Below are 14247 nucleotides of genomic sequence, written 5' to 3'. Positions count from 1 at the left end.
CCCCTTAGAACAGCAGGTGGGCGACGGGCACCGTAATGATCACGGTGAGCACCACGCGGATGAACCAAATGATGACCATCTTCACGATGTTCAGCGGAATGTCCGTCGCCAACACCGCCGGCACCATCGCCGAGAAGAAGAAAATCTGGCTCACGCACACCACAGCAATGGTGAACTTCAACACCATGTCATCCGAACCCGCCGTCAGCGTGGCCGGCAGGAACATTTCCGCCAAGCCGGTCGCCAGCGCACCCGACGTTGCCCACGGATCCGGCAGACGCAGCAACCACACCACCGGATAGAACACCACGCCAACGGCCTTGAACACCGGGGTGTACGTCGCCAGCACCAGGCCAATCACGCCAACCGACATGATGCCCGGCGTGACCTGCACCGCCATGACCAAACCGTCGCGGAAGTTCGTCCACAACACCTTGCCCAACGAATCCGCACGGTTGAGCTCAATCTTCGCCTCACGCCATGCCGCCTTGAAACGGTTACCGGTGATCTCCTTCTCCGGATGCGGCGTCGCCCCCGGGTAATAATCCTCCGGAATGCGCGAAATCGGAGGGATGCGCACCGTAATCGCCGTCACGATAAACGTGATGATGAAGGCGATAAAGAAGTACGCGATCCAGTGCTCCATGATGTCGAGCGTCTTAGCGACGATCACCATAAACGTGGCCGACACCGTAGAAAAACCTGCAGCAACAATCGACGCCTCACGCCCGTTATAGCTGCCGTTCTTATACATACGATCCGTGATCAACAGGCCCAGCGAGTAGGAACCAAGGAATGACGCCACCGCATCCACCGCAGACTTGCCCGGAGTGCGGAACACCGGGCGCATGATCGGCTGCACCATCACGCCAATGAACTCCATCAGGCCAAAGCCCACCAGCAAACCCAAGAAGATCGCGCCGACCGGAATCAGCAGGCCGACCGAGATCACCAACTTATCCAGGATGAACGGACCAATATCCGGGTTGAACAACCACTCCGGGCCGAACCCAAACGTCAGCATCGCGCACAGCACAATCGCCAGCACAGACAGTGCCGCAAACGCCATGCGTGCGTAGTCCTCTTTCCAGCGTCCAGTGACGAACTGGTAGATCGTGCCAGCGATGATCGCCGCCAGCGCCAGGAAACGGGTGCCCTCGCCGAGGGTCGTCGTGATCCACGTGACGATGTGATCCAGCAGGATCGTCGACTTCGAACCATTAATAGAAAACGGCACGAAAAACGCGAAGATACCGATGGCGCTGTACACAAAGAAACGCCACACCGCCTTCGCTTTCACATCCGCATCGGGGGTGGCGTCGGGATTGGTATCAGCCGGGGACGTGGAGTCGTCGTCAAGCACATGCGAACTTGCGGGCAAATCCTTGACTGGCCACGCAGGCGAATACCTACGCATGCGATTCGTGCGCTTACCAGCGGGTTCCATAAACATCCTTTCAATACTGCAGCGGCGTCCGCAACGTCTGCCCAACAATTGGGGCCGAATATTTTTGGTGCCGAAGAATAATTTTTACACAAAAAGTGACACACGGCACAAAGTGATGGTCTAGATTCTCTAGTTACTTGAAGCGACGTTCAAGAAAACCCCAGCACACAAACAAAAGGAGGGCGCCATGGAAGGGTTCATCGACACCCTCAATGGCCTCATTTGGTCCAACTGGTTGGTGTTCCTGTGCCTCGGCGCAGGCGCATACTTCACACTCGTCACCCTGTTCCTGCAGATCCGTTGCCTGCCCGACATGATCCGCCAACTGAAATCCGGCGAAAAGTCCGAGGAAGGCATCTCCTCGTTCCAATCCCTGATGATCTCCCTGGCCGGCCGTGTCGGCGTCGGCAACATCGCCGGCGTCGCCACCGCCATCGCCTTCGGTGGCCCCGGCGCAGTCTTCTGGATGTGGCTCGTCGCCCTACTCGGCTCCGCAACCTCGTTCATCGAGTGCTGCCTCGCCCAGATCTACAAGGAAACCGACCGCGACACCGGCGAATACCGTGGTGGCCCGGCCTACTACATCGAAAAGGCCTACAAGCACACCACCGCCGCACCATTCATGCTGGTCTACGCCATCATCTTCGCAATCTGCATGCTGCTGGCAACCTCCTACTTCCTCCCCGGCATCCAGGCCAACGGCGTAGCCGCAGCCGTGGACAACGCATGGGGCATCGACGTCAAGATCTCCGCAGCCGTCATGGCGATCCTCCTCGCCTTCATCATCATCGGCGGCGTGAAGCGCATCGCGAACTTCGCATCCATGGTCGTCCCGTTCATGGCCGCCATCTACATCATCATCGCCATCGTCGTCCTCTTCGCCAACGCCTCCGACATCCCCGAAGTCTTCGGCATCATCTTCCGCTCCGCCTTTGACAAGGAAGCAGCATTCTCCGGCATGCTCGGCGCAGCCATCATGTGGGGCGTCAAACGCGGCATCTACTCCAACGAAGCAGGCCAGGGCACCGGCCCGCAGTCCGCAGCAGCCGCCGAAGTCTCCCACCCGGCCAAGCAGGGCTTCGTCCAGGCATTCGCCGTCTACATCGACACCCTCTTCGTCTGCTCCGCAACCGCCTTCATCATCATCTCCACCGACATGTACAAGGTGTTCGAAGGCCAGTCCGAAGACGGCGCCGTAGTCTACGACGGCTCGCTTCCCGACGGCGTGCCCGTCGGCCCCGGCTTCGTCCAAGAAGGCCTGAACTCCTTCTCCGCCGGCCTCGGCCCATCCTTCATCGCGCTGGCCATCATGTTCTTCGCCTTCACCACCGTGCTGGCGTACTACTACATGGCAGAAACCAACTCCGTCTACCTCAACCGCTGGGTAAAGAACGAAGGCGCCCGCAAGGCCATCATCTGGGGCCTACGCGTCCTGATCATCGCTGCGGTGTTCATCGGCGCAACCACTACCCCGGGCAACGCGTGGGCACTCGGCGACATCGGCGTGGGCGCAACCGCATGGCTCAACATCGTCGCCATCCTCTTCCTGCAGGTCCCGGCCCTCAAGTGCTTGTGGGACTACCGCCGCCAGAAGAAGGCCGGTATCGACCCGCACTTCGACCCCGAAGCACTCGGCATCAAGAACGCCGACTTCTGGGTTGAGCGCAAGAACGAGCTCATCGCCGCTGGCAAGTGGCCCGGCGTTGAGGGCACCGCAGGTGCTGCTGGTGCTGGCTCTGGCTCGACGGTCGTGCGACCAGACGAGCAGTAAGCGCTTACTGCTCTAAGCCGGTCTCCGGGTTTGCGCCCGGCGGCCGGCTTTTTCGTGCGTGGCGGGGTGGTTCGGTTGGGTGCCGGTCCCAAACGGTACATCCAACACAGCTCATTTCGCTGATTTTCGACGAAATGCACCGTGTAGGAGGCGCCGTTTAGCTTTGCGACGCCCCCACCGACCCCACCGCCACAGATGGTGAGAACGCAACGGAGAGCTTGCGAGTTTTTACGCGTCTTCACCGTTGTGTTCTCACCATGTGTGGGAGGGGCGGGGGCGGGGGAAAGGAGGCGCAGCCGGCCCACCCGCCAACCGGCCGCCAACCAGCCGCTACCGCAGCCGGGCGAACAGGGCTTCGGCTGCCTCGTCGTCCCAGAGCACCACGTTGCCCACTTCGGTGTCGTCGAAGCCGCCGATGGGCACGGTCTCGGTGTCAAGGCCGCCGCGCATAGCGAAGGCGATGCGGGCGAGGTTCCAAACGTGGTCGCCGGAACCGACGGTGAGCAGCGTCGGCGCGACCCATAGCAGGCGCCCGACCCGGAACGGGTTGAGGAACACCGCAGGTGAGAACACTCGTGAGGTCAATGCGCTGAGGAATTCGCGTTGGCGGACGACGCGGTCGAGGTCGCCTTGGGCGGTGGCGCGGGTGCGTACGTAGCCGAGTGCGGTGGGGCCGTCCATCTTTTGGCAGCCGGGCTCGACGAACAGGTTGGCGAGGGGGTCGTCGATAGGTTCGGCGACGCAGATTTCCACGCCTCCGACGGCGTCGACAACTCCGGCGATGCCGCCCATACCGATTTCAGCGTAGCGGTCGATGTGTAGCCCGGTGTTTTGCTCCACGGTCTGCACCAGAAGTTCGGGCCCGCCGAGGGCGAACGCGGCGTTGATCTTGTCGTAGCCGTATCCGGGAACTGGCAGGTAGGAGTCGCGCGGGATAGACATCAGGGTTGCTTTGCCGCGCAGCGGCAGGTGGAGCAGCATGATGGTGTCGGTGCGTGTGGAGCCGATGTCGCCGCCGGTGCCGAGCCGTTCGACGTCCTGTTCGCTCAAGCCGGTGCGCGAGTCGGAGCCGACGAGGAGCCAGTTGGTGCCGGCTGTATTGCCGATTTGTTCGTCGGGGAGTGCGGCGACGCGGTTGAGGCGGGCGTCGGTAAGGAGGACGGACGCGAGCGCGATCACGATGATGAGGGCGATGATGCTGCCGCATCCAGGGCGTTTTGCTTGACGACGACGCCCCGCCGACCTTTCCCTCCTCTTGGACACCTGCAGCGGCATCGGCCGTTCATCACGGGGTGCCTGACGCTGCGCGGGCCTGTACTGGCCCTGCGCTGGGCGCTGTCCGGGCCGGTACTGCGCCGGACGGGCAGGCTCGCGCGGAGGGTACTGGGGTGCGCGGCGCGGCTCGTAGGTGGGACGAGACTCGTACACGGTGTGGCCGGGTTCGACGCGGCGTTCTTCCCGGCGCCACTCTTCGCGGCGCGGGGGTCGCTCGGCGGGCCGTGCGGGCCGCTCAGCACGGGAATCCGCAGGCCGCGCAGACTGTGAGGGCCGGCGGCGGACGGGCCGGCCGTAGCGGTCGACGAGGGGTTTTCCGTCTTTGCCCAGGACGAACTCGCCCGCGTTGTCGCGGGGGTCGTTGGAGTGGGGCGTCGTTGACATAAAAACAGTGTAACCAGTGTGACGCGTGTGGTTAGATTCCGAGCCACGACAGGTCGAGGAGTGGGTAGGCGATAAACGCCACGGCGTCGATGAGGAAATGGGCGATGATCAGCGGCCAGATGCGCCCCGTTTTGTGGAAGTACCAGGCGAACACCACGCCCATGACGATGTTGCCCAGGCCCGCCGAGATGCCCTGATACAGGTGGTAGGACCCGCGCAGTACGGCTGAGGCGGCGATGAACTGCCAGGGCTTCCACCCGAGTTGGCGCAGGCGGGTGACCAGGTACATCACCACGACGATTTCTTCGCCGAAGCCGTTGGCGAGCGACCACAGTAGGGAGGTGGGGATCTGTACGGCCTCGGTGGTCGGTACGACAACTTTGGACAGGCCGAGGTGCACGGCGGTGACGTAGAACGCGAGCCCGGGCAGGCCGATCAGGGCGGCGAATCCGACACCGCGGGCGAGGTCGGGGAGGCGGGGTAGGCGGGGTGGTTGCGCTCGGTCGTCGAGAAGAAACCATGCGAGCCCACCCCACGCGAACAGGGTCAACGCCGAGCATGCCTGGAGGGCGAGGTCGAGCCACGGGATGGTGGAGGTGGCGTCGTAAATTGTGGTGGTTTGTTGGTTGAGCGGGGCTTTGAGCAGCGAGTCGATCAGGCGCAGGGCTGCGCGCAGGCCCGCGGTGCCGAATGTGACGGCGAGGACCAGCAGGATCTCTATCTTCAGGCGCCGTTGCATGCGGTAACTTTAGCGCCATGCACGAAATGTGGGCGCGCACTGTCGTCGAGGTCGTCGGCCGGGAGTATCCGGCGGCGATGCACCACGCGAGCCTCGGGCCGGCCGACACGGATGTCACCCCGCGCCGCCTGCACCCGGCGTTTTGGGGGTCTTTCGACTGGCATTCGTGCGTGCACATGCTGGCCAGCGGGGTGAAGTTGCACAAGCTAGTCGACGACCCCTCGCTCACCGACCTGCTCAACCAGCGCCTGACCGCCGACAACATCGCCGCCGAGGCTGCCTACCTGCGCGAGCACCCGCTGTACGAGCGGCCGTATGGCTGGGCGTGGGCGCTGCAGTTGTGCAAGGTCACGCTCGGCACCCCGTGGGAGGCCGCGATGGCGCCGCTGGCCCGCCAACTGGAGGAGAACATCACCGCCTGGCTTGGCACTCAGCAGTTGCCGGTGCGCCACGGCGTGCATAGCAACTCGGCGCTCGCTTTGCTGCTGATCATCGACGCCGCCGACGCACTCGGCCTCCACAAGCTCCGCTTGCTTTGCGACGACACCGCCCGCGCCTGGTTCCACAACGACCACGCCTACCCACACACCTGGGAACTGTCCGGCCACGACTTCGTCCCCAACGGGCTGGCGCAGGCAGCCCTGATGCAGCGCGTACTCGGCGAGGATTTCCCCGCCTGGCTAGACTGCTTCTTCACTCCGGGTGCGCTGGAGTTCTACGCCACCCCGCTCCAGGTCAACGACCCCGACGACGGCCAGCAGGCTCACCTGCTTGGGCTAATGCTGACGCGGGCGTGGTTGCTGCGGGCTATCGGCAGGTCAGAGGGTACGCAAATGCTTATCGACGCCACCGTGCCCCACCTCACCGGCACCAACTTCATGGCCACACACTGGCTGATCACCTACGCGCTACTCGCCGAAGAGGAAGCACAGGAGAAGTAAATGACACGAATTGCGTATCTCGGACCCGAGGGCACGTTCACCGAGGAGGCGGCGCGCCGTTTCGACTCCACAGGCCAAGCCGAGTTCGTCCCGGTTGACTCGCCTGCGGCGGCGCTTAAAGCAGTCGCGGAAAGCAAGACCGATTGGGCGGTGTGCGCGATCGAGAACTCCGTCGACGGTGCGGTGACCACCACCGCCGACGCGCTCGTGGACACCCCCGGCGTGCAGATCTACGCCGAGACGGAACTGTCCATCGCGTTCGCCATCATGACACGCGCGGGCGAAACACTGGGCAGCGCCCGCCGCTTGGCCACCCATCCGGTGGCGTACAGCCAGGTCAAACGCTGGGTTGGTGAGCACGCGCCGGGCGTGGAGTTCGTCCCGGCGTCCTCGAACGCGGCCGCGGCGAAGATGGTGGCCGACGGTAAAGCGGACGTGGCGGCCGCGCCCGAGCGCGCCGCGGACCTGTTCGGCCTGGACGTTCACGCCCGTGGGGTGGCGGATATGGAGACGGCGCGGACGCGGTTTGTGCTCGTCGGTAAGCAAGGCAAGGTACCGGCCGCAACAGGCAACGACCGCACCGCCATCGTCTTTCGCACCCCCAACAAACCAGGCACCCTGGTCGGCGCGCTACAAGAGTTCGCGGTGCGCGGGGTGGACATGTCGCGCATCGAGTCACGCCCGACCCGCAAAGAGCTCAACACGTACAACTTCTTCGTCGACCTGGTGGGCCACATTGACGACGAGCCCATCGCCCAGGCGATTGCCGCCGTGGGGGAGCAGGCGACGCAGATACGCATGCTCGGGAGCTGGCCGAAGGCCTAACCCCAGCCGAGGGCGTGCAGCTCGTGTTCCTCTAGCCCGAAGTAGTGGCCGACCTCGTGCAGGACAGTCACCTTCACCTCGTGGCGCAACTGCTCCTCGTCAGCGCAGATGGCTTCGAGTGCGTTTTTGTAGATGAACACCGCATCGGGCAGGAACCCGGAGTGGTTGGAGTGCTGTTCGGTCAGCGGCACGCCCTCGAACAGGCCCAACAGTGTGGGGTCGTCGGGGTTGAAGTCGCGGGCCAAAATCACCATGTTCTGCATGTGCTCGGCGAAGCGGTCCGGGATGGTGTCCAACGCGTCGTTGATCATCTCCTCGAACAGTTCGTCGCTGACCGGGGCCATCATCAGAACTGCACCGGAGCCTCAGGTGCAGGCGCTTCGGAGGCAGGCGCTTCGGGGGCAGGCGCTTCGGGGGCAGGCGCTTCCGGCGCAGGTGCCGGGGCCTGCGACTGGTTTGCCTGCTGCTCAGAGCGCAACGGGCGGCGTTCGGGGCGTGCGGGTGGCGGGGCGTCGTCGATAAGCAAATGCTCGCGGCCCTGCGTCGCAGACCCGGTGAGGTTGGCAAACTGGCCCTCCGGGCGCGAGAACATCAACGCGCAGTTGGCGCTGCGGGAACCGCCCTCCCAAGCGGCGGCGGTTTGCGAGGTCCAGAACGGGCGCAGCGCAATCTGGTAGAGCGCCTCCTCGCTGCCCAGGTAATCCTGCGCGGCCTGAGTGCACACGTCGCCGAGGTACTTGTCCTGCTCCTCGACGGACGGGGTGTGGTCTGCGAAGTGCTTCGCCAGGTTGACGCGGCTGGTGATCTCCAGCTGGTGCGGCTTGTCGCATGGCACCACCGACAGGGAGTTGGCGGCGTCGATGGCCACGCACTCGCCGGCCTCAAACACGCGGGCCTGGTCCGCCTCCGCAACTCGGCCGGAGGTCAGCACCGGCTCGCCGTTGCTGTCGGTTTCCTGCAGGCCGCACAGCATGGTGCGGTCCCCGTTTTGCCACGCGTCGGCCGGCGGCAGGATCGGAGCGATGGAGTAACGCCCGTTCGGGTCGTACTTGCCGTCCAGGTAGCGCAGGGTTGCAGCGCCACAGAGTTCCTCGCGCAGTTGCGCCTGGCGGGTCTGGTTTGGCAGCGGTGCTTCTGGCCCGAACTCGGAGGTGGGGTAGGTGGCCAGGTCCTCGCGCGCGGCAACCTCGAAGCGGTGCTCGCCGGCGCAATCCGCCTGCTCAAAGTTGGTATGGGTGCCGTCTTCGGCAACTTGCCACGTCAAACACGAGCCGGCGTCGGCGGTGGTGAACGACGCCGCCTCCGCAACAGAACTCGAGGTAGACGAGCCGCCCGCCTGGTCTGCGGAGCCGGAACTATCGGCGGTCAGTCCGTAGGTGCCAGCGCCCACCGTGCCCGCCAGAGTGGCGATGAGAAAGGCGCGCAGCGCGGTCTGTTTCGAAGCCATGGCGCACCATTATTCCACTTCGCGGGCGACCCGTGTAGTCAGCCGGTAGCGGTCCGTGCGGTACACCGAGGAGCAATACTCCACGTTGCTGGTGCCGCTTCGGGCGTAGCGCAGGATGTGGAGCAGGGCGGTGTCCGGGGTGACGTCGAGAAGCGGTGCGTTGTCGGGGCCTGCCGTGACGGCGGTGACGGTCTGCTCCGCTTCTGTGATGCCGAGTCCGTATTCGTTTTCCAGCAGGGTGTACACGGAGTGGTAGACGTCGTTTTCCAGCAGGTCAGGCACAAGGATGGAGTTGTACCAGGCGTCGTCGACGGCGTACGGTTCGCCGTCGCCAAGCCTTAAGCGCCGCAGGCGGATGTGCTCAGTCGTGGGCGGGGTGCCAAAGAACGTGGCCACCGCGTCCGGCGGAGTCGTGCGCTCAGAGAGCAAGATTCTCGACGACGCCTCCACCCGCTGCGCTCGCATCTCGTCCGAAAAACTCGCCAGGTGCAGACGGCTCACCAGCGGGGCAGGCGCCACAAACGTGCCTTTGCCGCGCACCCTGCGCAAACGGCCAGCGGACACAAGATCTCCGATCGCGCGACGCACCGTGATGCGGGAGACGCCGTAGGCCTCTTCTAATGCCCGCTCGCCAGGCAGGGGGTCGCCGGGGGAGAGCTCGGTGGAGATCAGCTCGTCGATAATCGCGCGCAGCTGCTCATGCTTGGGCACGGGGCCGTCAGTGATGCGGGTGGGCATAAGGCCACCATAGCGCACTGGTTATGACCGGATAGCGGATCGGCGTACGCGCGTCGGGGGACAAGGTAAGGTATGCAACTGTGATTGATCTGAAGCGTGTGCGCGAAAACCCCGAGGCAGTCCGCGAGTCCCAGCGAGCTCGCGGAGAGGACCCAGCGCTTGTCGACGAGCTCCTGGCCGCCGACGAAGCCCGACGCTCTGCGATCCAAGCAGCAGATGAGCTGCGCGCCGAGCAGAAAGCGTTCGGTAAAAAGATTGGCCAGGCAGCCCCGGAGGACCGCCCAGCGCTGCTGGAGGGCTCTAACGAGTTGAAGGCCCGCGTGAAGGAAGCCGAAGCTGCGGAAGCCGAGGCGCAGGAGAAGCTGGAGAAGCTGCAGTACTCCATCGCCAACGTCATCGAGGGCGCCCCGGCTGGCGGCGAAGAGGATTTCGTGGTCCTCGAGCACGTCGGCGAGGTCCCCGAGTTCGACTTTGAGGTCAAGGACCACCTGGACCTCGCCGAGCCGCTCGGCCTGATCGACATGAAGCGCGGCACCAAGGTCGGCGGCGCGCGTTTCTACTACCTCACCGGTGACGGCGCCTGGATGCAGCTGGGCATGCTCATGCTCGCCGCGCAGAAGGCCCGCGAGGCCGGCTTCAAGCTCATGATCCCGCCGGTGCTGGTACGCCCGGACATCATGCAGGGCACGGGCTTCCTCGACGCGCACGACGAGGAGATTTACTACCTGGAGCGCGACGACATGTACCTCGTCGGCACCTCCGAGGTTGCACTCGCTGGCCTGCACCAGGACGAGATCATCGACCTGTCCGACGGCCCGCTGCTCTACGCCGGCTGGTCCTCCTGCTTCCGCCGCGAGGCCGGCTCCTACGGCAAGGACACCAAGGGCATTCTGCGCGTCCACCAGTTCGACAAACTCGAAATGTTTGCCTACTGCAAGCCGGAAGACGCAGAGGAGATGCACCAGAAGCTTCTCGGCCTGGAGCGCGACATGCTTGCCGCCGTTGAGGTGCCGTACCGCATCATCGACGTCGCCGCCGGCGACCTGGGCTCCTCTGCAGCCCGTAAGTTTGATACGGAGGCGTGGGTGCCGTCGCAAAACACCTACCGCGAACTGACGTCTACCTCGAACTGCACCACCTTCCAGGCTCGTCGTCTGCAGACGCGCTACCGCGACGCCGACGGCAAGACCCAGATTGCCGCAACCCTCAACGGCACCCTGGCCACCACCCGCTGGCTCGTCGCCATCCTGGAGAACAACCAGCAGGCCGACGGCTCCGTGCGCGTCCCTGAGGCGCTGCGTCCGTGGGTTGGCAAGGAAGTGCTCACGCCCTAATGAAACTGCGCGCCTACCGCGGATTCAACGTCCCGCACCGCTTTACTGCAAGCCCGGCCCACCGTACGGAGGCGGTGGAGCGCTTCTACCAGGGGCTCGTGGGTACGCTACGGCGCGTGATGCGGGCGTTGAACATCGACGTCACCGTCATCGGCGCCGAACACGTCCCCACCGAGGGCGGCGCGCTTATCGCCGGTAACCACACCGGTTACGCCGACTTCATCCTCATGGGCACCGGCCCCTACCTGCGCGGCGAGCGCCTCGTGCGCTTCATGGCCAAACAGGAAGTCTTCGACGTACCCGTCCTCGGGCGTCTGCTGCGCAAGATGCATCACGTGCCGGTCAACCGCGCCCACGGCAGCACCGCCATCGCGCCCGCCGTGGAGCGACTTCGCAGCGGCAACCTGGTGGGCATCTTCCCGGAAGCGACCATCTCCCGCTCGTTCGAACTGGCCAGTTTCAAAACCGGTGCCGCGCGCATCGCCCATCAGGCCGGTGTGCCGCTCATCCCGTGCGTGATCTGGGGATCGCAACGCATTTGGACCAAGGACCTGCCGAAACACTTCCGCAACGTACCGGTCATCGTCCGCTACGGCGCACCCGTCGAACTCACCGGGGACGCCGAGGCCGACATGGCGGAACTCAAGCGCCAGATGCAATTGCTTCTCGACGAATCCCGCACCGACTACACCTCACTCGCCGGCCCCGGCACGGGTGAACCCTGGATGCCCGCCTCCCTCGGCGGCACCGCACCCACCATTGAGGAGGCCGACCGGATCCACACCGAAGAACGCGCCGCGAAAGCCGCGAAGAAGGGCCGGAAACCATGACCACCTCGCTGCCGGACACCGCACCCCGCCTGATCATCTCTGACATTGACGGCACCTTCATCACCTCCGCCGGTCGCGTCACCCCGCGCCTGCGCAACGTGGTGTCCCGTGCGATTTCCAGCGGCGCTCACTTCGGCCTGGCCACCGGCCGCCCCCACCGTTGGCTCATCCCGGTGCTCGAGCAGCTCCCGGTCGCACCCGTGTGCGTGTGCGCCAACGGTGCCGTGGTCTACGACCCCACCGAGGACCGCGTCCTCCACGCCCACGAACTCAGCCCCGACACCATGGGCGAAATCCTCCACGACGTCGAACGCGCACTTGCCGGCGTTTACCACGGCTACGGCGTCGAACGCGTCGGCTCCTCAGCCCTCGACCCGGAGGACGAATGCTTCCTGATCACGCCGGAGTACAACCCGGATGCGTGGGATAGTCGGTTTGGTGTCGTCGATAAGCAAACGCTCATCGAGGTGCCCGCCGCGAAACTGCTGGTCCGCTGCCCCGACATGACCTCCGCGGAGATGTACGACATCATCGCACCGCTTATCGACGACACCACCGCCCACGTCACCTACTCCATGGACGAAGGCCTCATCGAAATATCCCGACCCGGCGCCAACAAAGCCACCGGCGCCCAATACCTCGCCGACCGCTACGGGCTTACCGCCGCCGAGACAATCGCGTTCGGCGACATGCCCAACGACCTGGAGATGCTCCAGTGGGCGGGCACCGGCGTGGCCATGGCTAACGCCAAACCCGAACTCAAAGACGCCGCCGACCACGTCACCACCACCAACGACGAACACGGCGTCGCCGCAGTCCTCGAGCGCTGGTACTAGGGCTGTTCGAGGATTTCCTGCATTCTCTGGCGGAAATAGTCGCGATCGTCCTCTTGCATGCGAGCAAATTCCATGAGTACGCCCGGCCAGGTGGGAAATGTATCGACAAGGTTCTCCGAGATACCTAACAACGGTGAAAATGCGAGCTCGCCCCACCTAACACCTACACCTACTCGCTCAGAGTAAGCAGTGCTGCTGAGAGGACCAACAGTCCACTGGCTCCCTGATGCGGCATTCATCCATGTTCCGGTTATGGCCAGGATGCGGGAGACGGTGTCTTCATGGCTGTGTTTAGCGTTGAGAATTTCGAGCACGATTTCAAAGGGAAACTCGTCTACGCCATTGGTAACTTGCTCCCGTTGGGAAGGCGTCAATTCTGCGAGCGCTTCGGGGACTGCTACTGAAAGGAAGTCCTCCAGCCGGTTTCCGAATTGCCGTAGATATCCGTCAAACCACATAGTGTCCTCCTGGGTTGTGTGTGACGTAGAGCATACATAGGCGGCGGCGTGCGCTGTTTGAGCACGAACAGATCATGCCGCGCGTTGTTCTAACTCCTCCAACCAGTCGCGATAGTTCACGTCTACCCGATTTGGCAACTCCCTCACGCCGGGGCTGCTGTCGATCACAGTCTGCAGCGACGCGATGAACTCGGTGGACGTTGCACGGTCCCACCTCACCCGCCTGACAACTGCGCCCTGGTTTTGAAGCTGGGTTTCGCGCTCGCGTTCGTCGCGAAGCATGCTCGCTGCATCTCCCATTACCCCGCTCGTCTTCTCGAGACCGTCGGCCTCCACAACGAGAAACCCGTTGATCAGTATGTCCGCCCAGGCCATCATCGGGCGGCCGTCACGTTCCCGGATCCGCAGGCCAACCTGGAACTCGAGCGTGACCACCCCGGTAAGCGTTCCGTCTGCGATCGCACGCAGGATTGCGTCGCGAACAATCGTCTCCAACACACTCGCTGACGTATCCGTCGCGTGTTCGATGAGTTTTCGGAACCCCGCGATTCCGCGTGCTTTCGGCAGCGTTTCCGTTTTATCCAGCAGGTATTCCGTGGTCAGGTGGCGGTGCTTCCACCTCGCCGACTCGATTTGCACCAGCGCTTCAGTGCGCCCGTGGTACCTGAACGAGTCGAACATCGCCCTGATCGCCGTCGCCGTGCGAACCCCCTTGTGTACGAGGTACTCCTGCTCAGCGAGGATTCCACTTCTGTAAATGCGATGGGCATCGCCGCGCTTCCACGGCCTCGTTTCTCCTGGTAGTGCGAGGTCGACTGTGGTGACCCAGTTGTATGTCGAGAGTCCTAGCCACCTGGCCGCGGCTGGACCTGTGATTACTGCAGATCTGGACTTTGCCGCGACGTCTTGAATGAGTTCGAGTTCTGCTTCGCGTTTCTTCTGTAAATCCCCCATGTAGGCAATATTGCACCCGACTGCTGCGCTGTAAAGGGGGTCTTTGCGCAATATATTGTGCATTTTGAGGGAACCGGGGCGCGCTGATCGTCTAGTTCGGCTCATCGTCTAGCTCCACCTCGAATCCAGCTAGACGGCCTCGGGGAGGACCGGGTATTTCCCCAGGTGATGATGAACACGGTTTTCAGTAATTAGCTGATCGTCTGGTTCGACAAAAATGCAGCTAGACGATCAGCGGAAACTAGACGATAAGCAGTGGAAACGAGTC

At 63.7% G+C, this 14247-nt stretch carries 14 protein-coding genes; 6 read left to right on the top strand and 8 right to left on the bottom strand.

All coding sequences use genetic code 11. The annotated features are described in order from the left end of the window. Nucleotides 1–4 precede the first annotated feature (4 nt). On the bottom strand, nt 5–1447 hold the full coding sequence (locus HMPREF2734_RS02265) for a YjiH family protein (protein WP_246816764.1): 1443 nt from the start codon (nt 1445–1447) through the stop codon (nt 5–7). A gap of 187 nt (nt 1448–1634) precedes the next feature. Here HMPREF2734_RS02265 and HMPREF2734_RS02260 point away from each other — a divergent pair, with 187 nt between their 5' ends. Beyond that, complete coding sequence (locus HMPREF2734_RS02260; RefSeq protein WP_083279457.1) at nt 1635–3218, top strand: alanine/glycine:cation symporter family protein; 1584 nt, start codon at nt 1635–1637, stop codon at nt 3216–3218. 330 nt (nt 3219–3548) lie between these two features. On the opposite strand, the gene HMPREF2734_RS02255 is transcribed toward HMPREF2734_RS02260, so the two are convergent. Together HMPREF2734_RS02255 and HMPREF2734_RS02250 are read right to left on the bottom strand one after the other, a co-directional pair. Further along, nucleotides 3549–4877, bottom strand: coding sequence for an LCP family protein (locus HMPREF2734_RS02255; protein ID WP_083308035.1), 1329 nt, complete (start codon nt 4875–4877; stop codon nt 3549–3551). A 31-nt stretch (nt 4878–4908) separates the two neighbouring features. Then, nucleotides 4909–5616 carry a CPBP family intramembrane glutamic endopeptidase gene (locus HMPREF2734_RS02250; protein ID WP_070568895.1) on the bottom strand — a complete coding sequence of 236 codons (708 nt, stop codon included), beginning with the start codon at nt 5614–5616 and terminating at the stop codon, nt 4909–4911. Between the two features lie 17 nt (nt 5617–5633). Here HMPREF2734_RS02250 and HMPREF2734_RS02245 point away from each other — a divergent pair, with 17 nt between their 5' ends. Further along, nucleotides 5634–6557 carry a DUF2891 family protein gene (locus HMPREF2734_RS02245; protein WP_070568891.1) on the top strand — a complete coding sequence of 308 codons (924 nt, stop codon included), beginning with the start codon at nt 5634–5636 and terminating at the stop codon, nt 6555–6557. Beyond that, nucleotides 6558–7382: a prephenate dehydratase gene (gene pheA, locus HMPREF2734_RS02240; protein ID WP_070568888.1), complete on the top strand. Its 825-nt coding sequence runs from the start codon at nt 6558–6560 to the stop codon at nt 7380–7382. On the opposite strand, the gene HMPREF2734_RS02235 is transcribed toward pheA, so the two are convergent. From HMPREF2734_RS02235 to HMPREF2734_RS02225, 3 genes are read right to left on the bottom strand one after another with little or no spacing between them, the layout of a single operon-like run. Continuing rightward, a complete protein-coding gene (locus tag HMPREF2734_RS02235) occupies nt 7379–7726 on the bottom strand; it encodes a metallopeptidase family protein (protein ID WP_070568884.1) in 348 nt (115 codons plus the stop codon). The two genes, pheA and HMPREF2734_RS02235, sit on opposite strands and share 4 nt — an antisense overlap. A 2-nt stretch (nt 7727–7728) precedes the next feature. Then, nucleotides 7729–8829: a septum formation family protein gene (locus HMPREF2734_RS02230; protein ID WP_070568881.1), complete on the bottom strand. Its 1101-nt coding sequence runs from the start codon at nt 8827–8829 to the stop codon at nt 7729–7731. Between the two features lie 9 nt (nt 8830–8838). Next, nucleotides 8839–9567: a GntR family transcriptional regulator gene (locus tag HMPREF2734_RS02225; protein ID WP_070422640.1), complete on the bottom strand. Its 729-nt coding sequence runs from the start codon at nt 9565–9567 to the stop codon at nt 8839–8841. A gap of 80 nt (nt 9568–9647) precedes the next feature. Between HMPREF2734_RS02225 and serS the strand changes: the two genes are divergently transcribed. From serS to HMPREF2734_RS02210, 3 genes are read left to right on the top strand one after another with little or no spacing between them, the layout of a single operon-like run. Then, entirely contained in the window at nt 9648–10901 is a 1254-nt protein-coding gene (gene serS / locus HMPREF2734_RS02220; protein WP_070422639.1) for a serine--tRNA ligase, read from the top strand. Beyond that, on the top strand, nt 10901–11731 hold the full coding sequence (locus tag HMPREF2734_RS02215; RefSeq protein ID WP_070568879.1) for a lysophospholipid acyltransferase family protein: 831 nt from the start codon (nt 10901–10903) through the stop codon (nt 11729–11731). Before serS ends, HMPREF2734_RS02215 begins: the two co-directional genes overlap by 1 nt. Next, the gene (locus HMPREF2734_RS02210) at nt 11728–12567 is read left to right on the top strand and encodes a Cof-type HAD-IIB family hydrolase (RefSeq protein ID WP_070568877.1); all 840 of its coding nucleotides are present in this window, start codon (nt 11728–11730) and stop codon (nt 12565–12567) included. Before HMPREF2734_RS02215 ends, HMPREF2734_RS02210 begins: the two co-directional genes overlap by 4 nt. Here HMPREF2734_RS02210 and HMPREF2734_RS02205 read toward each other — a convergent pair. Together HMPREF2734_RS02205 and HMPREF2734_RS02200 are read right to left on the bottom strand one after the other, a co-directional pair. Then, complete coding sequence (locus tag HMPREF2734_RS02205; RefSeq protein WP_070568874.1) at nt 12564–13025, bottom strand: hypothetical protein; 462 nt, start codon at nt 13023–13025, stop codon at nt 12564–12566. The genes HMPREF2734_RS02210 and HMPREF2734_RS02205 overlap by 4 nt on opposite strands. A 72-nt stretch (nt 13026–13097) precedes the next feature. Next, nucleotides 13098–14030, bottom strand: a complete 933-nt coding sequence (locus HMPREF2734_RS02200) for a hypothetical protein (RefSeq protein ID WP_141750402.1) — start codon at nt 14028–14030, stop codon at nt 13098–13100. Between the last annotated feature and the right edge of the window lie 217 nt (nt 14031–14247).

The sequence above is a fragment of the Corynebacterium sp. HMSC055D05 genome (assembly GCF_001810365.1).
Lineage (GTDB): Bacteria > Actinomycetota > Actinomycetes > Mycobacteriales > Mycobacteriaceae > Corynebacterium > Corynebacterium coyleae.
This window is presented reverse-complemented; position numbering and strand designations above follow the sequence as displayed.